Genomic DNA, 17,974 nt, shown 5'->3' on the forward strand with positions numbered 1-17,974 from the left:
TGCGTAGGCCAGCAGCACCAGGAATGCGGCGGGACGGGACGCAAAAGTGCCGATTGAGGTGAGGAAACTCGTTATCGGGTGATTTGCCATGCTCAAGAACTGTTGATCCTGACGCAGGTTCCAGCCTTGAGCCGGGAGTCTGAAGTGCAAGCCTGAAGCTATAACAACTTTCGACCAACGCCTGCATCCTTCGCAGGCAATCGGCGTTGAAGAAGGATCCTAGAGGGCGGGTTTAGACATGGACACGAAGCCAACTGACGCTGACACGGTTTCCGCTCAGGAACCGGATATCATCGTGAACAAGACCGCACATTTCGTCGGGGAATGGATCGACGAGCACAAGGCGGAAGCCGCAGCTGCAATCCCGGCCGAAATCGCCGCCGAGAAGCTCGCCGAACAATGCATCGCCGATGCCGAAGGCCTGGGAATACTGGCTGAGGATATCGGCGCCGAAGTCGGCGATCTCAAGCAATACATCGCGGAAACAGTGCTCGGAGACGAAACTTCCAGCAACGGCAAGATTGAGAGCCCGCCCGATCCGCTCCCGGCGGCGCCGAATGGAGAAACCAATGCCGAAGTTCCGTTTTGAGTTCATCGAAAGTACGGCGCAGCCGGCCATCCAGGTCGACATGGAAAATTTGGATGCCGCCAAGGCCGAGGCGAAACGCGCGGCTAAGGAGGCGATGCTCGATGGGATTGTCGAAGGCGTCGACCCGACATCGTGGGTTACGAGAATCTACGACGAAGCGGGGTATCTGGTCGCCACGATCGGATTCCAGGACCTTGTGGCCGCGCCCCAAGCTGTCGGACAAGCCCACGAACAGACCGATGAGCCCGGCGTGATGCGCTCGGGCTGATGCCGCTCCTGGGCAGGCCATCGGAACCTCAGTCGAGCTTTCCAGGCCAGGTCAGCTCGATCCACGCCGGGGCATGATCGCTTGGCCTTTCCAAAGCTCTTACCGCAGCATCGACGCCCGCCCCTCGCAGCCGGTTTGAAAGTGCCGGACTGATCAGGAGATGGTCCATTCGCAGGCCGGAGCTCCGGTCATAACCGCCCCGGTAGGAGAAGTTCCAGTAGGTGTAGACCCCCTTCTCGGGATGGATCTGCCGAACCGCATCCATCCAGCCCATCTTCAGCAAATCGGCGTAAGCGTCACGACTCTGCGGGAAAAACACTGCATCGCCCAACCAGCGCGCCGGCACCACCGCATCAATCGGGCTTGGCACCACGTTGTAATCGCCGCACAGGACCGTTTCCTCTTTAAGCAAGGTCTGGGAATAGCTGATCAAACGCTGGAACCACGCCAGCTTGTAATCGAATTTAGGTCCAGGCGCGGGATTGCCGTTGGGCAGATAGATGCAGCCGATCACCAGCTCATCCACCTCGGCCTCGATGTAGCGGCTGTGCGTATCGTCCGGGTCGCCTGGCAGTCCGCGCCTGCGCTCCTGCGGCTGTTTCCCACGGGCCAGAATCGCTACGCCGTTGTAAGATTTCTGCCCATGCCAGACGGCGCAGTAACCAGCCTGCCGGATCGCCTCGGCAGGGAACTTCTCATCGGATGTCTTGAGCTCCTGCAGGCAGACGATGTCATAGCCGGTTTCGCCAAGCCATTTCAGGAGGACCGGCAATCGCCCATTGACGCCATTTACGTTGAAAGTAGCGATCCTGGTCATCCGGTTATCTTGGCCGATGATCTCTCCGGGCAGTCACCCCGATACTTGGTTTGGAATACTAGCTGTCTTTCTTGTAGGATTTGGCGGCCTCATCGATCTTGCGCCAATCGTTTCCGTGACGCCGCACCAGCTCCCGCGCCTGGGCCGGCGAAATGTTTTGCGTTTCCACGATATGGTTCACTTCCGTTTCTTCGCCTTTCAGCGGGCGCGAACGTGGCCTTCTGGGCCGGCTCGCCGCTGTTTCATCTGCATCACGTCGTCTCGCCATGGGCTGACCTCTCCTGATCCGGATTAACCGTCGAATGCCGGGAAGGTTTCCGCTCGCGGTTCCTCGAGCAGTTCGGCTTGTCTCGGCTGTGTGGCTTGAACCCAAGGAACTTGCGCGGCGTTCCTTGCGAGCAGAGCTAGCAAGCGCAATCCGATGGAAAAATCCGAAGCCCATTTTGAACCGCAGAAGCCTCGTGGTGCCGAAGCGCGCTTCCCGTACGATCGAGCGGCAGTTGAGCGGTTCCAGCTTGCGTTTCCGCGCGCGAGGTGGAGCGACGAGCTCAGGAGCTGGTTCGTGCCCGGAAAAACGGCGGCGCGGCGGATCGAGCGCTGGCTGGCACAGGAGACAGCGGCTCGCGCAGCCCATGACGACAGTAAGGGGCGGGATGCCTTCGCCTTCGATCCACTGTCGAGCCACTATCTGGAAGTCGCGGACGACCTGCGCATTCGCACGCCTTATTCGAAGACCGTGCTGGAGGAACTGCGAGCGGTTCCATGGGCGAGTTGGGACGACGAACTGCGGGTCTGGCGGGTGCCTTTTCGCGCTTATGAGGAGCTGCGGCGCCGTTGGCCAAGCATCGAAAGAGCCGCCCAGCGCGCCGAGCCGGAGGAGAGGAAACGCCGGCGGGAGGCTGGTAAACACTCCGATGAGCACAAGGCCGCCAGGCTGCGCCATGCCGAACGCAGGCGCCGGCGCTATCCGGTTCCAGCCGAAGACCTGCCTCCGCTCGGTCGCGCCGTGGCGACGGTGCAATATGACGTTGTTGTCTTCACCGGGATTTCAGGCGAGCTCGCCGACCCCTCTGAGCTGGCGCCGTTCTACCCACAGTCGATGGAGACCGGCTTCGGCGCCGTTTGGGCGAGGTGGCGGCCGCCGACCTTGGCTGAACTGATCAAGACATGGCCGGCGCGGCGTCCTGCCGGATCAGCGGAACGATCGAGAGGGTGGTGGCGGCCGACGCTTGGCGAACTCAGAATCGCTCGCCGAAAGGCGAAAAGCCTGGAGCGGAGAAAACGTTCGCGAAGTGCCGATTGATATTCTTGGGTCCATGATGGCTGTCACATGACAAGCGAGGCGGGCCGCCGCCAAGGCTCGCGTACCCGACGTTCAGGTGGAATGTCACAGGCCGAAAAGGAATTTCGGGTGCGATTTCAGCCCCGCGGGACCGGCATCCCCCCAGCCAAGCACGCGAGCTCATCGACTTGATCAGCATCGACGCAGCTTCGCTTCTTCGGCAGGCGCGCCTTCTCAAGAAGACGTAACCGCTCAGGCGCGATTTTCATCACGGCCTCATTTGTTAGCGCGCGACTTGCCGGAGAGGCGTATCACCCCTTTGTCGTTCGTACCGAGTAGTGAGGCAAGCGGACGCTTGAAAGCGGTATCGTGCTTTCGCCCCTGGCTAGGAGGCACGCATGTCCCTGCATGGTGTTTTGGATTCCACCCAACTTGAAATCCTCTCAAAAGCTGTCCATCGCTATTGTTCAAGGCATGGACTTGAGAGCGAGGAAGACCGCCAGTTGGTCGCCATGAGGGCCATGAGCCTTTTCGGCCAGGGCACAACTGACCTTGACCGGCTGTCCGCGAGACTGGAAAAGCTCGAAGAACCTGGGCACGGCTAAACCGGCTGGCAAGCGTGCAGCCGTGACAGCTCCAGCGCAGCGCTCCTAATCCCGCCAAATTGCGCCATCGCTAGCAAAAAGATCGCCAACACCAGCTGCTTGCTGCAGCGTAGAAGCTTCGGCGAAAGCGAATGCGGGGAGAAGAGGGTGATGGTGCCCAGAGGCGGATTCGAACCACCGACACGCGGATTTTCAGTCCGCTGCTCTACCAACTGAGCTATCTGGGCCTGCGCCGGCTAACGGGCTCGTCCGCCGGGTTTCACGGAAGCGCCGGGTGGCGCCCCCCTCGAAAGCGCGTGGGTTATAGCACGGGAATTCGCCCTGTCCAGCGCTTAGGTGTTGATAAAGAAAAATCGCCGGGAAACGGCGTATTGCTACGGGCCTTCACTGCTCGTCTGTGGACGAAGGGCCTTGCTTGGGGCCTCCGTCTTCTTCCTCTTCGTCGTCGCGGCCGGGAATGACGTAGGCGCCTTTCAGCCAGCGATTGAGGTCGATGTCCTTGCAGCGTGTCGAGCAGAACGGATAGTGCTCCCGCACCGAAGGCTTGCCGCATTCGGGGCAGGGGCGCTTCGGCCTCAGCGGCGTGACCTTTTCGTCCGGGCTCATGGCCGCGCGACGTGCCAGTTCTTGTGCGGCTTGAAGCCCTCGCCGGACAGCAGCGCGATACTCTCGTAGAGCGGCAGGCCGACCACATTGGTGTAGGAGCCGACCAGCTTGACGACGAAGGAGCCGGCGAGGCCCTGCACGGCATAACCGCCGGCCTTGCCGCGCCATTCGCCCGACGCGACATAGGCGTCGATCTCCTCGCGTGGCAGTCGCTTGAAGCGCACCCTGGTCTCCACCAGCCGCTGCCTGAGCTTGCCGCCCGGCGTGATCAGGCAGATGCCGGAATAGACCCGGTGCGAGCGGCCGGAAAGCAGGCCGAGGCAGTTCACCGCGTCGTCGATCGTCTCGGCCTTGGGCAGGATGCGCCGCCCCACTGCCACCACCGTGTCGGCGGCCAGGATGAAGGCCGGCGCATAGTCTTCCTCGCTTTTCAGCGAGGCGAACGCCTTCTCGGCCTTGTCCTTGGAAAGGCGCTTCGCCAGCGAGCGCGGATGCTCGGCGCGCAGCGGCGTCTCGTCGACATCGGCGGGCAGCACGCGGTCCGGTTCGATGCCGGCCTGCTGCAACAACTCGATGCGACGCGGCGAACCCGAGGCAAGCACGAGCTTCTGCAGGATGCTCATCGCGGTTCGCGCCGAATTGTTACTTGAAGCGGTAAGTGATGCGGCCCTTGGTCAGGTCGTAAGGCGTCATTTCGACCAGGACCTTGTCGCCGGTCAGCACGCGGATGCGGTTCTTGCGCATGCGGCCGGCCGTGTGGGCGATGATTTCGTGCTCGTTTTCGAGCTTCACCCGGAACATCGCATTGGGCAGCAGTTCCGTGACCACGCCCGGAAATTCGAGGACTTCTTCCTTCGGCATTCGATACCTTTGCTTGGATGGCGGTTCCGGGGCTTAGAGCATGATGCCGAAAAGTGTGAAGCGGTTTTCGGACGACATCATGCTCTACTCTTGATCTGGAGCCGGACGATTTCAGGTCGAACAGACCTGAACTCGTCCGACTCCAGCCGGAATTTGCGGCGGAACCTATATGATAATCGCCCGCTTGTGAACATGCTTAATCCGTCGCGTTTTTTGCTTCCGGAAGCAAGAAACGCCGGCTTATGCGCGTCTTCAGCCGCTCTCGCACATCGCGATAGGCGGCCATGATATGCTCGCGCGTGCCGCCGGTGTCGGTCGGGTCCGGCATCGGCCAGTACTCGACCTCGACGGCGAGCGAGCGGGTAAGCTCGAGCGCGGCGTGATGCGCTTCCGGCGCCAGCGTCACGATCAGGTCGAAATAATCGTCTTCCAGCTCGTCAAGCGTCCTCGGCTGCCGCTCGCCGAGCGTGAGACCCTCTTCGGCAAGCACGGCATCGACGAAGGGGTCGCGCTCGCCGCTGCGCACGCCGGCCGAGGCGACGAAAGTGGTGGCGGGCAGCATCCGCCGCGCCAGTTGCTCGGCCATCGGCGAGCGCACGGCATTCATGCCGCACACAAAAAGAATCGAATGCGGCAGCGCGGCCAGGACTACCCCCGCCAGTGCAGCACGCAGACGAGCGTGAACAACCGGCGCGCCGTGTCGAAGTCGATCTCGATCTTGCCGGCGAGCCGGTCCATCAGTGTTTGCGAGCCCTCATTGTGCAGGCCGCGGCGGCCCATGTCGATTGCCTCGATATGGCTGGGCGTGGAGGAGCGGATCGCCTCATAATAGCTTTCGCAGATCAGATAGTAATCCTTGACGATACGCCTAAGCGGCGTCAGCGACAGGATGTGGGTAACCACATCGGCGCCATTCTGGCGGCTGACGGCGAACACCAGGCGCGACTCGGCCAGCGACAGCTTCAGCCTGTATGGGCCGGCGCCATCGTCGTTGACCGGCCGGAAACTGTTTTCCTCGATCAGGTCGAAGATCGCCACTGCCCGCTCATGCTCGACATCGGGCGTCGAACGCCCGATCGATTCGTCGAGCTCGACGTCGATCAGCCTGTCGCGGTTTTGGTGGTGGCCGGACATCGCTACATGTTCAGCCTGATCGCCACCGATCGTGCGTGGGCGTCGAGCCCTTCCGCCTTGGCGAGCGCGATGGCCGCCGGCGCCAGCGCCTTGAGCTGCTCCGGGCCGAGCTTCAGGATCGACGTGCGCTTGACGAAATCGAGCACGGACAAACCAGACGAGAAGCGCGCCGAGCGCGCGGTCGGCAGCACGTGGTTGGAGCCGCCGACATAATCGCCGATGACTTCCGGCGTGTGGCGGCCGAGGAAGACGGCACCGGCATTGCGCATCCCGGCGAGGAAGTTCTCGGCGTCGTCGAAGGCGAGCTCGACATGCTCGGCCGCGATGCGGTCGACCAGCGGCAGCGAAGCCTCGATCGTCGGCACCAGGATCACGGCGCCGAAATCGCGCCAGCTCGCCGCGGCCGTCGCGGCGCGCGGCAGGCTCTTCAACTGGCGCTCGACCGCCTGCTCCACCGCCGTGCCGAATTCGGCATTGTCGGTGATCAGGATCGACTGCGCGGATGCGTCGTGCTCGGCTTGCGCCAGCAGATCGGCGGCGATCCAGTCCGGATCGTTATCCGCGTCTGCCACGACCAGCACTTCCGACGGCCCGGCGATCATGTCAATGCCGACGCTGCCGAACACCTGGCGCTTGGCTGCCGCGACATAGGCATTGCCCGGCCCGACGATCTTGGCGACCGGCCGGATCGTCTCGGTGCCATAGGCGAGCGCGGCGACGGCTTGCGCGCCGCCGACGCGGTAGATCTCGGAAACGCCGGCAAGGTCGGCCGCGACCAGAACCAGCGGATTGATGACGCCGCCAGAGGCCGGCACCACGATCACGATGCGCTCGACGCCGGCGACTTTGGCCGGCACGGCATTCATCAGCACCGAGCTCGGATAGCTCGCTGTGCCGCCGGGCACATAGAGCCCCACGGCTTCGATCGCGATCCAGCGCGAGCCGAGCTCGACGCCGGCCCCGTCCGTGTAGCGGTCGTCCTTCGGCTTCTGCCGCTCGTGATGGGAGCGGATGCGGTCGCGTGCGAATTCGAGCGCCGCGACTGTGGCTGGATCGGCCGCGGCGTATGCCTTTTCGATGTCGGCCCTGGAGACGGCGATGCCGAGCCTGCTGAGATCGGCCTTGTCGAATTTCAGCGTGTAGTCGATGAGCGCCTTGTCGCCTGCGGCGCGCACGCGCGCGACGATGTCGCGCACCACGGCTTCGACGTCGGCCGACACCTCGCGCTTGGTGGTGAGGAATGCCGAAAAACGCAGCTCGAAATCGGCGTCGGTTTGGCTAAGCGTGATGGCCATCGTCGGTGCTCAGGTCCTGTGAACCGGGCGCGAGGTGGCTTCCCAGGAGCCGCCGACATCGGCGAGCCGCGCCTCGATGCACTCGACGTCGAGCATGATCGTGCCGCCTCCGGAAAAAACCAGCTCGATGATGCCGGCCGGCTTGCTGAATGCGACGAAGCTGACCGCCAGCAGCGACAGTATCTCCGCCGGCTTGTCGCGGGCGATGCCGCTGGTCTTGGCGCCCAGCACGCGGTCGAAATGCAGCACGCTCTGGCGCCGTTCATTGTGCTGGCGGAAGAAGCCGGACCTCGCCTCCCAGACGAAGCGGTTCATGGTCAGCACGAAACGTTTGGCCGCCGGCAGGTATTCGAGGTCGGAGACCTTCATCACGGCGTCCTGGACGTGGGCCGAGATGATGCTCAGATCCTGGTCGTCGAGCGCGATGAGCTTGAGGGCCATGCGGAATGCAAACCTGAAGGTTGATTAGTCAATCTTCTGTTATGCGGTCTTTCCGCTCTGCGCAACCGAGGCGCTTTGTCAGCCCGAAATCCGCTCGATCACCGCGCCGCAGCCGGAAAGCTTCTCCTCCAGGCGCTCGAAACCGCGGTCGAGGTGGTAGACCCGGTTGACGGTGGTTTCGCCTTCGGCGGCAAGGCCTGCGATGACCAGCGACACCGAGGCGCGCAGGTCGGTCGCCATGACCGGCGCGCCCTTCAGCTTGGCGACGCCGTCGACGATCGCCGTCTGGCCGGACAGCGTAATGTGGGCGCCGAGGCGGGCAAGCTCCTGCACATGCATGAAGCGGTTCTCGAAGATCGTCTCGGTGATGCGCGACTTGCCCTTCGCCATCGTCATCAGGCCCATGAACTGCGCCTGCAGGTCGGTCGGGAAGGCGGGGAAGGGCGCGGTCGTCACATCCACCGGTGCGATGCCGGTGCCGTTGCGCTTGACGCGGATGCCGGCATTGGTCGGCGTGATCTCGGCGCCGGTCTCGGCAATGACGTCGAGCGCGCTCTGCAACAGGTCGGGGCGCGCGCCTTCCAGCACCACGTCGCCGCCGGTCATCGCCACCGCCATGGCATAGGTTCCGGTCTCGATGCGATCGGGAATGACGCGCACGCGCGCCCCCGACAGCGCCTCGACGCCCTCGATGGTGATGGTGGAGGTGCCGGCGCCGTGGATCTTGGCGCCCATGGCGATCAGGCATTCGGCGAGATTGACGATTTCCGGCTCGCGGGCGGCGTTTTCGAGTACCGTCTCGCCCTTGGCGAGCGAAGCCGCCATCATCAGCACATGGGTGGCGCCGACCGACACTTTCGGGAACACGTAGCGGTTGCCGTGGAGACGACCGTTCTTGGTTTTGGCGACGACATAGCCGTTGTCGACGTCGAGCTCGGCGTCCAGCGCCTGCAGGCCTTCGAGGAAGAGGTCGACCGGGCGCGTGCCGATGGCGCAGCCGCCCGGCAGCGACACCTTGGCCTCACCCATGCGGGCAAGCAGCGGGCCGATAACCCAGAAGGAGGCGCGCATCTTGGACACCAGCTCGTAGGGCGCGGTGGTGTCGACGATGTTGCGGGCGGAGAAATTGATGGTGCGCGAATAGCCCTCCTGCTGCTTCTCGCGCCGGCCGTTGACGGAATAGTCGACGCCGTGATTGCCGAGGATGCGGATCAGTTGCTCGACATCGGCCAGATGCGGCACGTTTTCGAGCGTCAGCGTGTCGTCGGTGAGCAGCGAGGCGATCATCAGCGGCAGCGCCGCGTTCTTGGCGCCCGAAATCGGAATGCTTCCGGCAAGCTTATTGCCGCCGACAATTCTGATGCGATCCATGAAAGAACGTCCCCTCGGCCCGGACGGGCCGGTTTCAATCGGTTGAGTATATCCGGCTCTAGACTATCGGCCGGTGCGGTTCAAGAAATAGGATTTCCCCATCTGTGGACCGAGTGTGATCGGCCAGTGTGGCCGATTTCGGTTAGTCCTTGTGCATTTTTCCAGCAGTCGGCAATCCTTCCGGCCGATCATCAGGATTGCCATCCCGCCGCGAACGGGCCTGCGCCTTGCGCTTCTGCAGGTTGGCACGCAGCGCCTCGGCCAGCCGGTCCTTGCGCTCGCCGTCGCGTTTTTTCGGCGGATTTGGCTTGTCGTTCATCGCCGGTCCTCGCCGGCGGATAGCCGGCTGTGGTTCAGGCATAGTTAACATTGTGGCGCCGCCATGTCATCGAAGCCTGCTCGCAAGCGGCCTCCACAGCCGCGGCATTCGACACATGCCGCGGGAAAACCGCGCAGCGATTTCGCACGAAGGCATGCGTCGTTTTAAGGTTTTCTTGGCCTTGCGCTTGCCGGTTCGTTATGGCAGAAGCGCCGCCATCGCAGGCTGCGGTAGCTCAGTGGTAGAGCACTCCCTTGGTAAGGGCGTAACCAAGATGGAAACGCGGCCCTTTTTCTAGCGAAATCAGATTGTTATCAGGCAGGCCGTTTTCGGCTGGTGTAAGGTCTCGTAACCACTTTGGTTGCTTTGTCACCAGCGTTCGCCGCCTTGCGCGGCTTCTTCTTCCCGAAGACCTTATCGATGACGCCCTTGCCCTCGCCGTGGGTGTAGTTTTCGAGGAGGAGCTTTTTCGTTTTCCAACGGCCCTTGTTTGCCGTGGTGGCGATGTCGACGCCGTTGCGCACGATCATCTCGGTGGCGAAGCTGTGACGGCCCGGTTGATGGGTGCCAAGATAGGGGATGCCGGCCTTTTCGCAGATGCGCTTGATGTCCTTGTAGACCGAACCGCGCTGGATATAGCCGAACAGGCGGGTGTTCGGCTTCTTAGCGGCACGGCCGTTGTGGCGTGGGCCTGAGCGCCTATTCTTCCAGGGTACGCGCACCTCCCATGCGGCCAAGCGTTCCCGCTTCCACTGGCGGAGTTCCTGGATCTCGTAGACCATCTCGACCGTTAGATCGGCCTCGCCGTCCTCGCCATTCTTCGTGTCGCGGAAAATGACCTTGCGGTTCACCAGGTCGACATCAGGCGAATCATCCTCAAGCGCGATCGCCTCCGAGACACGGGCGCCGGTCTGGTAGATGAATAGCATCAAGGCGCTGATTCGGGGGTCGTCGCTGTGCTCCCGGAATGTGTCGATGTAGGAACGGTCGACCGCGCGCTTGGACGGGGTGCTCGGCCGGCGGACGTCCTTGTCCGATTTCTTGAACCCTTTGATCACCACTTCTCGACATTTGCCGTCATCGGCACTGAGATTGATGACGGCCCGGGTGGGGATGATCACCTGCCGGTTCCATGTCGTGTAAGCAGCACCGGGGTACAGCACCTTGGCGGCGGCACGCACGCCCGATCCGGTCATGTCCGAGATCCTGGTGTCGGCGAAATGTTCGAGCAGCTTCTGGATGTAGCTCTCGCTCTTGCCGGCTTGCAGATAGGCCTCGACGGCTTGGGCGAAGGTGAAGAAGTCCTTTGGGTCGAGATCGATTTCCTGCTGGGCACGCAGCTCGCGATTCAGGCGGACCTTGTTCGCTTTGGCTTCGTCAGTTTCGCCAGTGCTCTCGTGTACGCGCTGCTCGCCTTGCCGGGTTGGGACCGTTCCGGTGAGCCACCAGAACCGGCCGCGCTTGTAGATCGTGAGCGGCATGACGCTTTACTCCACAAAAACAACTCATCGATCTGCCGCGGCGAGATCAGCACCTGCCTGTCGACACAGTAGCAGAGGCCCGTCTTGATCGCCTTCTCGCGCAACGACCTGGCGGACATGCGCAACCCTTTGTCGCGAAAACGCGACGACCAGTATTCCGGTGTCTGCGACATGGTCAGCACTTCGGGCGGCTGGTCATTCATGGCTCTTCCCGGTCGCGGCAGTCATCTCCTCGAAATCTTCTTCCTCGGGCGCGCGCTCGTGCGCATCGATGCGCGCCAGCTCGTCCCATTCCTCGCAGAGGTATTCGTATTCGGACTCGTCGCCGTCGAAGAACGGATGTCGCCCGAGATCGCGGTGCATGCGCCAACGGGTTTCGTCGGCGTAGCGACGGGTGTGGAAGGGCATCACCCAATCGGGCGGTGTCGGCTTCCAGGCGTCGTAGCTGGCCCAGGGGTCACCGTGCATCGGAACATCCTCGACCAGCCAGGTCTGCGAATTTCCCTTGAAGCCGAACAGGCTGTCGCCGGCCTCGATCACGGCGACAGCCCCGTCGTGCACCGCCGCGTGAAGATATGCTCTGGCACGACCTGGTAAGGTCCTTCGAACCACCACCGCCTCTGGCCACTGGAGAAGCCGAGGCGCAGGGATCGCCCTTCGCAAGTCGCTCAATGACGGCGGTGACTTTCATGGCGCGCCTACTGGAAGGCACGGCGCGCGGGCGTCTTGGTGCGGATCGGCGGCACCTTGGAATGCCGGCCGAGGCCAGAGGCCTTCGCCAGCCGCGACCGCGTGGCGGAATAGTTCGGCGCCACCATCGGGTAATCCGCCGGCAGACCCCACTTCGCGCGGTAAGCGTCGGGCGTAAGACCGTGGTCGGTCATCAAGTGCCGCTTGAGCGATTTGAACTTCAACCCGTCTTCCAGGCAGATGATGAAATCGGGATGGATCGACTTCTTGGGGTGGACGGCCGGCTCCTTCGGTGCGGTCGCGTTGACGACCGCCGGGCCGTCGAGCTTGCGCACAGCGGCGTTCACGCATGCGATCAGCTCCGGCAATTGCGCGGCTTGCACCGGGTTGTTTCCGACATAGGCCGAGACGATCGAGGCCGTTAACTCGATGTAGTTCTTGTCTTCCATGCTTACTCTCCGTGGTAGGGGTTGTGTCGTCGAGGTCAGATTGCCTCGGGTCGACCTGGTGACGGGCGCGCTTGCCCGATTGGCGCCGGCGTCTCGAGGAGATCGATTTCCATCATTGGTGGCAAACTGCTCATGCTGCTTCTCTTTGCTACCAAATCGGTGCTCAGTGTAACCATTTTGGTTACAATGAAGTCAAGCAAAAAAGCCGTCTATTTTTGGTCAGGTCTGGGTTCGTGGTCTAATCGAAAGCACCTGGCTGGTCGGCGAACAGGATCTCGGTGCGCCAATGCCGGCGCAGCCTGTGTCCCAACCGACGCAGCGCCTGCAAGACCTTTCGCTGCAGCCAGGGCTTCTCCATCAAGTTCCCGGGAAAGCGAGGATCGCTATGCACGGCGAGCGCCGGCACTTCGATCAAAGGGGAACCCTTGGGATAGAAGCTCTGCGTTTGAACGCTCAGGGCCGGGATCATCTGATAGGATTTCAGACTACCGGCGATCCCACAGGCGGGGTTGAACTTCACATGGTCGACCGCATCCGAGAATACCTTGGTGACGCGCAAAAGGCGCTCTGCCGCCGGTTTCGAGAGAATGTATCCGCCGGACCCAAAAGAGTAGCTGCGCAGGCGCCCCAGTTCGAAGCCGTCGCGCAGCGCATGTACCGTGCGGTCTAGCCACACCCTTCCGACGACACTCTCGACCTTGACCAGGTCCGCATCGCCGGGGATCCAGCTAGACCCCTCAACGAGGAACAGACCTGCCCGCTTGGAGATCAACATGTCGTCTTCGAAAACGCAGCCGTAAGCGTCCTGGCCCGACGCGATCCGCTCCCAGCATTTGCGATGGCTCAGGAAGCAGCCCACCTCTTCCGGCGTCATCGCGGCCGCCCCCGGGACGGGCCTATAGACGTCCGAAATCTCGCCATCGGTGAGCAGACGTCCGTCCACCGCCGGCACTCGTTCGAAGTCCGCTCCGATAGATTTGAGGCGGTCAGCCATGCGCTGCATTCTGCCCGGGCTGCGGTCCAGGTTGATGACGTACGATTTCATGGCGTTATGCCAATCGGCAGCTTTGCTGGCGATCTCTATGAACTGCTCTTGAGGTCGGCGATTTAGTTTGAGACCGGCACGTTGTCTCAGCACGTTTCGCCTGGTTGGCATCACATATCGGTGATGGACGAAGGTCCACCCGAGTCAAAGGATCCGCGCCTGCAGGTTGAAGGTGGGGATTTGGGCAGCTTGGCGTGGGAGCCTCCGGGCGTGCGGCAGTTGTTGCATTCTTGCAACTGCACGTGATCACAATCTCGAGAGCTTAAACGTGTAGTTGTGATCCGCAAAGCTCCAGCGGTACGACTGCGTCGATCCAAGCGGGAGACTCACATGAAACTTGCTTTGCTTTGTTCGGTCGCATTTCTGGCGATCTCGTCACCGGTCCTGGCGGCGGACCTCGTCCACCCTGTCGCCGCCATGCCTTTTTCCTGGACCGGCTTCTATGTCGGCGGCCAGGCTGGCGGCGGCTGGAACGACAGCCATTGGTCGGGAGGTTTCGTTCCCTTCAACACCAACGGGTCCGGCGGCATTTTCGGCGGTCAGATCGGCTACAACTACCAGATCGGCCAATATGTCCTCGGCATTGAAGGCGACCTCGCGGGCTCGACCGTGAAGGGCGACAATCAATGTTCGATTGATGTAGGAACAGCCTGCGAGACAAAGCAGGATTACCTGGGCTCAGTCCGTGGCCGTCTTGGATATGCATTCGACCGCTTCCTGATTTACGGCGATGCTGGTGTCGCCTTCACCAAGTAAAGATTGCCGAGGTCGATGCTGCGAATCAGACCTTCGGCGGTGGGTCGCGGGTTGGCTGGACCGCCGGCCTCGGGGCCGAATACGCCCTCACCGATCACTGGACCGCAGGAGTGGAATGGAACTACTACGACTTCGGTACCAGAACCGGCTTTTCGGATTTGGGGACGGGTTTCAGGATCGACAATCGCGACACGGAAAATGTCGTTGTCGGCAAGATCAACTACAAATTCTGAAGCGCTCGGTGGGTTCATAGGAGCCGCCCCTGCCTGTCGTTGGTTAGGGGTGGCTTCGCCGTGGCAGCCTTCGGCGCCTGGGCCAGCATCCATTTCGCCGGCAGGACTGGCCTGCCGCTCTTCGTGAACGGCACGAGCCGCTTCCAATCGAAAAACCCGAGTTGGCCGGCCACCGGGATGAACTCGACCGGTCGCGCGTTGGCGATGATCAGCCCCTTCGGGCCGAAGAACCACGGGCTACCGAACTCGGTCACGATGTCGACGATGGTGCCGACCCCCACGATCCCACCGCGCGCCAACTCGGCCGGCGGCGGGCAGCGGAAACCGAGAGAGTGGCAGAGAACAGCGCAGTCCGCGTATTCGTCGCGAGTCATGCCCGTCGAGGCATGGATGGCGAAGTCGCCGCGGAATTTCAGGCCCGGATTGCCCGCCAAGACCGGTTTTCGACCGGCTTCCAGCCCATCATGAGGCAGTGCGCCCATGGCTGGCGCACCGATAGAGCCAGCTTCGGAAGGTCCTCCATCACTCACTCCTCGCAATCAGTTTGGGTTTCAGTTTGCCTTGCTTGGCCTTGTTCTCGACCGAGATCGGAACACCCGGCCTCTGCTCAAAGATCGTCTGCAGCACCTTGCGCACCTGGTCGGCGCCGGGCGCGTCGGTGGCGAGGATCATCAGCGCCGCGTCGGCGAGCGCCTGATTGATGTTGGCTGCGGTGGCAGCGACCGAGGAGGCGGCGCGCATCCTGGCCCGGCTACGCCGTCGGGAGAGGCGGAAATATTCCCGCTTTTGATCCTCGTTCAGGCCGGTGAAGCTTCCCGGCTTTGGCGCGTTCTTCGCCGTCAGCAAAGCATAGAGCTTCGTCAGCGCCTCATCGGGCGAAAGTTGCGTTTGGACACGTCCAACTGCAGTTTCCATCACGGCGCCGCCGTCAGCAAAATGCCGATCAGGATCAGCAGCGCGCCGATGAATGAGACCACCGCTCCGAAAACATAACCCTCGATCGGCACCCAGCGACCGGTGATATCAAGGTAGGCGCGCCGTGCGCACGCGCTGATCATGAGGATGAAACCGACGGCCAGAAAGAACGTGCTCATCACGCGCCCGCGATGTTGGTGTGAGTGGTGATGATGTTCGCGCCGCCGTCGGCGCGACCAGGATCCGAGGCGGCCGGCGCAAGACGGTAGTAGTCGAGCGCGGCTTCGGCGACCGCGCACTCTGCCAGGTCTTCGACCGTCCGGCCCTTCTCGGCCGAAATCGCCTTCATGCGAGCTGCGGTCAGCTCGTCAACATACACGGAGATGATCGGCATCACTCGCCGCCTTCGCCGCGGTCGCGCTTACGGGCCTTGGTGATGAGCACCACCTCGCCGTTCGGGTAGATCAGCTCGACCTGCTCGTTGCGGCCGATGCCGTCGAAGATTGATTGCAGGTGAAGCGTCAAGCGCTCGTTGGTCCTCTCGAGCACATCCATCTTCGCCTCGATCTGGGCACGAGCGATGCTGGCCTGGAGGTCGGAGAGACGAAGCGGAGCGGTTACTTGGTCGGTCATGCGGTCGTGTCCTTCTGAGGTTGAACGGGAGAAAACTCGACGGTGTTCAGGCTTTCGCCAGGATCCAGCGCGAGGTCGGCGCCGGCCCTCGTAAGGCGGAAGAAATCATCGCCGCCGGTGAGGATTGAGCCTGAGCGCCGCGTCGCGTACCCGGCCTCGACCATCGCCAGCCAATGCGGGTGGTCGGTGCCGCCTTCGCCGGTCACGAAATAGTTGCGGTAAGATTCCTTGCGCCGGCCGTCGAGACCGAGGGCGTGCCGGGCAAGATCGCGCTGGACCGGTGTCATCGCTTCTTGTCCACCACTTCGAATGTGAACACGCCGTCCACCGCCTTCATCGCGAGATTTGAGGAGCCGGTGGAATCAATCTCGGCCACCGGCATCTCGACTTTGTTGCCGAGCCGGCGGACCAGGGCGATGATGAGCTGGCTCTTCATCGCCTCGACTACCATTTGGTGCTCGTAGGAGAGGTCGCGGATGCTGCTCATGCCGTTATGCTGCCTCCTCGTCGGGCGTGCGGTCGGTGTAGGGTGCGAAGCCACGAAACTGGATGCCGGTGTGCAGCAGCTCGCCCCACTCGCCCGCGCTGTCGCGGTAGACGATCCGCCGCTCGCCATAGGCGGCCAGACATTCCTCGACTACGCGCTCGGCGTCGTTGGTGACACTCGGTAGACCCGGCCGGCAGCGGTCCGCGATGAAGACCATGCCGGGCGTGACCGCGATCTCGGTGTAGCTGGCGCGCCTCATCGAAAACCTCTGTGGAGCTTCGGGAAGGGCCGGCTCGGGATCTTCCGTTTCGGCTTGCCCTTTCCGGTACGTCCCTCGAGCCGCTTCGTCTTCGCAATCTCGCGCTGGTCGACCGGGGTTTTGACGCCATGCGTGGGCTTGTTCAGCGCCACGATGTAGTCGAGGGCGCACGATGGCGGGATGGTGTCATGCGCTTCTGGGTCCCAGCGCCGCCGCTGCAACGCCGGATCGTGATCGAACTGAACACCGTCGAGCGGGTTGAGCCGCGCGCCGCTGGGCTCCTTGCCCACTTGGCGCACGACGATCTCAAGCTTCTCGCGGACGCTCAGCGCGCGCGGCCGCCAGTTCGCAGGCGGACCGAGCACCTGAGCGCCTTGGTCGGGGAGGATGGCAATCCGGCCGGCCATGATCAGCCCGCACTCGGAGGGGTGAGCGCAGCCAGCCGCCGCGCCTTAATCTTATCGGCCAGTTGGCGGCTGCTCTCGTCGTCGTGGAATTGAGCCTCGACGTCGAACTCGGTCCAGATTTCCTCCACGGCCGCGGCGGACTTCGCACCTGCTAGGGCGATCTGGAAATCCTCGAAGAACTTGCCGTAGTCGAAGGCTTCTGGCCTATCCTCCTCGGCAGCTTCGGCGCCGTCGTGCATGCCCTCGACGTCCCGGTCGAACCCGTTCTCAGGAATTGGGTCGATGGCGGCCGCAATTTTGTCCGGGCTCGGCGGCGTTGGCGGTGAAGGTGGCTTCGGCGTGATCCTGGCGGTCTCGGGGCGGGGTTTGGCCGGCTCGTAATCGATGGTGCGCCCTTCCATCTCTTCCGCCGCATAGGTGCTCCCGAGTTCCTCCGGGAAGGCTTTGCGCAGTGCAGCCGCCTCGACGCATTTGTCGAACTGACCGCGTGGCCGCTTGCACCACATCTTATTCGGCACATCTGTGTTGCCAATCGAGGCGTACGTTTCTTCCCAGAAGAGGATGGTGTGGAACGCCGCCTTCTCGCCCTTTACCCAGCGATAGACGACGACGCTTGCCCACTCAGGGAAACGAACCGTCTTGCGGTCATTGCCCGTGCCGAACTCGGCCTCGATCATCGGCCCGAACTCGATTGCATCGATGCCGGCATATTCGCCGGTGCGCGCCGCCGTCGTCCTGATCTCGGCGATTCCGGGCCAGACGGTCTCGACCTCCTTCTTAAGGAGGCTCGACCACATTGGGACGATGTGAACGACCTTCTTGAAGATGTCGAGGTTGCGCGCCTGGCAATAGGAGAGCGCCATCATCACGGCTTCGGCACTCTTTGCGCTCGGAAAAATCTGGTCGACCAGCACCCGCCATTTGGCGGTGGTGAGGCTGAACTCGGCCTCTGCCTCGGGCGGCATCAACATCGATGGCGGCTTGAGGACGAGTGCCTTGCTGGTCGCTTCGGGCGGAACATTGGCGTTCAT

General features: G+C 62.5%; 32 protein-coding genes and 1 tRNA gene. 7 read left to right on the top strand and 26 right to left on the bottom strand.

Going from position 1 to position 17,974, the window contains the following annotated elements:
* Positions 1-295 precede the first annotated feature (295 nt).
* Positions 296-589 carry a hypothetical protein gene (locus P9230_RS09615; protein WP_278118635.1) on the top strand — a complete coding sequence of 98 codons (294 nt, stop codon included), beginning with the start codon at positions 296-298 and terminating at the stop codon, positions 587-589.
* Positions 570-857: a hypothetical protein gene (locus P9230_RS09620; RefSeq protein ID WP_278118637.1), complete on the top strand. Its 288-nt coding sequence runs from the start codon at positions 570-572 to the stop codon at positions 855-857. The genes P9230_RS09615 and P9230_RS09620 overlap by 20 nt, the downstream gene beginning before the upstream one ends.
* Positions 858-885: 28 nt before the next feature.
* Here P9230_RS09620 and xth read toward each other — a convergent pair whose 3' ends face one another.
* Together xth and P9230_RS09630 are read right to left on the bottom strand one after the other, a co-directional pair.
* On the bottom strand, positions 886-1,674 hold the full coding sequence (gene xth / locus P9230_RS09625; protein WP_278118639.1) for an exodeoxyribonuclease III: 789 nt from the start codon (positions 1,672-1,674) through the stop codon (positions 886-888).
* A gap of 58 nt (positions 1,675-1,732) precedes the next feature.
* Positions 1,733-1,942, bottom strand: a complete 210-nt coding sequence (locus P9230_RS09630; RefSeq protein WP_066993812.1) for a hypothetical protein — start codon at positions 1,940-1,942, stop codon at positions 1,733-1,735.
* Between the two features lie 153 nt (positions 1,943-2,095).
* Between P9230_RS09630 and P9230_RS09635 the strand changes: the two genes are divergently transcribed.
* Both P9230_RS09635 and P9230_RS09640 read left to right on the top strand, forming a co-directional pair.
* A complete protein-coding gene (locus P9230_RS09635; protein WP_127248491.1) occupies positions 2,096-2,977 on the top strand; it encodes a hypothetical protein in 882 nt (293 codons plus the stop codon).
* A gap of 377 nt (positions 2,978-3,354) precedes the next feature.
* On the top strand, positions 3,355-3,561 hold the full coding sequence (locus P9230_RS09640) for a hypothetical protein (protein WP_066993806.1): 207 nt from the start codon (positions 3,355-3,357) through the stop codon (positions 3,559-3,561).
* Positions 3,562-3,712: 151 nt separating this feature from the next.
* Here P9230_RS09640 and P9230_RS09645 read toward each other — a convergent pair.
* The 11 genes from P9230_RS09645 to P9230_RS09695 all read right to left on the bottom strand — a co-directional run bounded on the left by P9230_RS09645 (position 3,713) and on the right by P9230_RS09695 (position 10,784).
* Positions 3,713-3,788: transfer RNA gene (locus P9230_RS09645), tRNA-Phe, on the bottom strand.
* Between the two features lie 157 nt (positions 3,789-3,945).
* Positions 3,946-4,167 carry a DNA gyrase inhibitor YacG gene (gene yacG, locus P9230_RS09650; RefSeq protein WP_067328558.1) on the bottom strand — a complete coding sequence of 74 codons (222 nt, stop codon included), beginning with the start codon at positions 4,165-4,167 and terminating at the stop codon, positions 3,946-3,948.
* Positions 4,164-4,790, bottom strand: a complete 627-nt coding sequence (locus P9230_RS09655; protein ID WP_066993800.1) for a Maf-like protein — start codon at positions 4,788-4,790, stop codon at positions 4,164-4,166. Before P9230_RS09655 ends, yacG begins: the two co-directional genes overlap by 4 nt.
* Before the next feature lie 19 nt (positions 4,791-4,809).
* Positions 4,810-5,028, bottom strand: coding sequence for a translation initiation factor IF-1 (gene infA / locus P9230_RS09660; RefSeq protein WP_006200926.1), 219 nt, complete (start codon positions 5,026-5,028; stop codon positions 4,810-4,812).
* Positions 5,029-5,224: 196 nt separating this feature from the next.
* Positions 5,225-5,689 (bottom strand): low molecular weight phosphatase family protein, encoded by a 465-nt coding sequence (locus P9230_RS09665; RefSeq protein WP_082954052.1) that lies wholly within the window; start codon positions 5,687-5,689, stop codon positions 5,225-5,227.
* Positions 5,677-6,162, bottom strand: a complete 486-nt coding sequence (locus tag P9230_RS09670; protein WP_066993793.1) for a UPF0262 family protein — start codon at positions 6,160-6,162, stop codon at positions 5,677-5,679. The genes P9230_RS09665 and P9230_RS09670 overlap by 13 nt, the downstream gene beginning before the upstream one ends.
* A gap of 2 nt (positions 6,163-6,164) precedes the next feature.
* Positions 6,165-7,457 (bottom strand): histidinol dehydrogenase, encoded by a 1,293-nt coding sequence (hisD, locus tag P9230_RS09675; RefSeq protein ID WP_278118642.1) that lies wholly within the window; start codon positions 7,455-7,457, stop codon positions 6,165-6,167.
* 9 nt (positions 7,458-7,466) lie between these two features.
* Positions 7,467-7,898: a DUF2948 family protein gene (locus tag P9230_RS09680; RefSeq protein WP_067328564.1), complete on the bottom strand. Its 432-nt coding sequence runs from the start codon at positions 7,896-7,898 to the stop codon at positions 7,467-7,469.
* Between the two features lie 78 nt (positions 7,899-7,976).
* Positions 7,977-9,269 (bottom strand): UDP-N-acetylglucosamine 1-carboxyvinyltransferase, encoded by a 1,293-nt coding sequence (gene murA, locus P9230_RS09685; protein WP_067328567.1) that lies wholly within the window; start codon positions 9,267-9,269, stop codon positions 7,977-7,979.
* A gap of 142 nt (positions 9,270-9,411) precedes the next feature.
* On the bottom strand, positions 9,412-9,588 hold the full coding sequence (locus P9230_RS09690; RefSeq protein WP_095802509.1) for a hypothetical protein: 177 nt from the start codon (positions 9,586-9,588) through the stop codon (positions 9,412-9,414).
* Between the two features lie 314 nt (positions 9,589-9,902).
* Positions 9,903-10,784 (bottom strand): tyrosine-type recombinase/integrase, encoded by an 882-nt coding sequence (locus tag P9230_RS09695; RefSeq protein WP_278118644.1) that lies wholly within the window; start codon positions 10,782-10,784, stop codon positions 9,903-9,905.
* A gap of 24 nt (positions 10,785-10,808) precedes the next feature.
* On the opposite strand from P9230_RS09695, the gene P9230_RS09700 reads away from it, so the two are divergent.
* Complete coding sequence (locus P9230_RS09700) at positions 10,809-11,141, top strand: hypothetical protein (protein WP_164750387.1); 333 nt, start codon at positions 10,809-10,811, stop codon at positions 11,139-11,141.
* Between the two features lie 123 nt (positions 11,142-11,264).
* Here the strand turns inward: P9230_RS09700 and P9230_RS09705 are convergent, their stop codons facing one another.
* The 3 genes from P9230_RS09705 to P9230_RS09715 form a co-directional block, all read right to left on the bottom strand.
* A complete protein-coding gene (locus P9230_RS09705; RefSeq protein ID WP_127403429.1) occupies positions 11,265-11,609 on the bottom strand; it encodes a hypothetical protein in 345 nt (114 codons plus the stop codon).
* Between the two features lie 158 nt (positions 11,610-11,767).
* A complete protein-coding gene (locus tag P9230_RS09710; protein WP_095825835.1) occupies positions 11,768-12,208 on the bottom strand; it encodes a MucR family transcriptional regulator in 441 nt (146 codons plus the stop codon).
* Positions 12,209-12,446: 238 nt separating this feature from the next.
* Entirely contained in the window at positions 12,447-13,253 is an 807-nt protein-coding gene (locus P9230_RS09715) for a glycosyltransferase family 25 protein (RefSeq protein WP_189413800.1), read from the bottom strand.
* Between the two features lie 330 nt (positions 13,254-13,583).
* On the opposite strand from P9230_RS09715, the gene P9230_RS09720 reads away from it, so the two are divergent.
* Complete coding sequence (locus P9230_RS09720) at positions 13,584-14,009, top strand: outer membrane protein (RefSeq protein WP_278118649.1); 426 nt, start codon at positions 13,584-13,586, stop codon at positions 14,007-14,009.
* A gap of 2 nt (positions 14,010-14,011) precedes the next feature.
* Entirely contained in the window at positions 14,012-14,242 is a 231-nt protein-coding gene (locus tag P9230_RS09725; protein WP_278119444.1) for an outer membrane beta-barrel protein, read from the top strand.
* A gap of 14 nt (positions 14,243-14,256) precedes the next feature.
* Here the strand turns inward: P9230_RS09725 and P9230_RS09730 are convergent, their stop codons facing one another.
* Genes P9230_RS09730 through bet form a run of 10 tightly spaced genes read right to left on the bottom strand, consistent with a single transcriptional unit; the run spans position 14,257 to position 17,974 of the window.
* Positions 14,257-14,724, bottom strand: a complete 468-nt coding sequence (locus tag P9230_RS09730; protein WP_278118651.1) for a hypothetical protein — start codon at positions 14,722-14,724, stop codon at positions 14,257-14,259.
* A gap of 40 nt (positions 14,725-14,764) precedes the next feature.
* Positions 14,765-15,157 carry a hypothetical protein gene (locus P9230_RS09735; protein WP_278118653.1) on the bottom strand — a complete coding sequence of 131 codons (393 nt, stop codon included), beginning with the start codon at positions 15,155-15,157 and terminating at the stop codon, positions 14,765-14,767.
* A complete protein-coding gene (locus P9230_RS09740; protein WP_127323382.1) occupies positions 15,157-15,339 on the bottom strand; it encodes a hypothetical protein in 183 nt (60 codons plus the stop codon). The genes P9230_RS09735 and P9230_RS09740 overlap by 1 nt, the downstream gene beginning before the upstream one ends.
* Positions 15,336-15,551, bottom strand: a complete 216-nt coding sequence (locus P9230_RS09745; protein WP_095782996.1) for a hypothetical protein — start codon at positions 15,549-15,551, stop codon at positions 15,336-15,338. Before P9230_RS09745 ends, P9230_RS09740 begins: the two co-directional genes overlap by 4 nt.
* Positions 15,551-15,790, bottom strand: a complete 240-nt coding sequence (locus tag P9230_RS09750) for a hypothetical protein (protein WP_067328594.1) — start codon at positions 15,788-15,790, stop codon at positions 15,551-15,553. The genes P9230_RS09745 and P9230_RS09750 overlap by 1 nt, the downstream gene beginning before the upstream one ends.
* Positions 15,787-16,077: a hypothetical protein gene (locus P9230_RS09755; protein ID WP_278118656.1), complete on the bottom strand. Its 291-nt coding sequence runs from the start codon at positions 16,075-16,077 to the stop codon at positions 15,787-15,789. Before P9230_RS09755 ends, P9230_RS09750 begins: the two co-directional genes overlap by 4 nt.
* A complete protein-coding gene (locus P9230_RS09760; RefSeq protein WP_278118658.1) occupies positions 16,074-16,277 on the bottom strand; it encodes a hypothetical protein in 204 nt (67 codons plus the stop codon). Before P9230_RS09760 ends, P9230_RS09755 begins: the two co-directional genes overlap by 4 nt.
* Before the next feature lie 4 nt (positions 16,278-16,281).
* Entirely contained in the window at positions 16,282-16,536 is a 255-nt protein-coding gene (locus tag P9230_RS09765) for a hypothetical protein (protein WP_127847658.1), read from the bottom strand.
* On the bottom strand, positions 16,533-16,943 hold the full coding sequence (locus P9230_RS09770; protein WP_278118660.1) for a hypothetical protein: 411 nt from the start codon (positions 16,941-16,943) through the stop codon (positions 16,533-16,535). The genes P9230_RS09765 and P9230_RS09770 overlap by 4 nt, the downstream gene beginning before the upstream one ends.
* Positions 16,944-16,945: 2 nt before the next feature.
* Entirely contained in the window at positions 16,946-17,974 is a 1,029-nt protein-coding gene (gene bet, locus P9230_RS09775) for a phage recombination protein Bet (RefSeq protein WP_127847660.1), read from the bottom strand.

The sequence above is a fragment of the Mesorhizobium sp. WSM4887 genome (genome assembly GCF_029625865.1).
Taxonomy (GTDB): domain Bacteria; phylum Pseudomonadota; class Alphaproteobacteria; order Rhizobiales; family Rhizobiaceae; genus Mesorhizobium.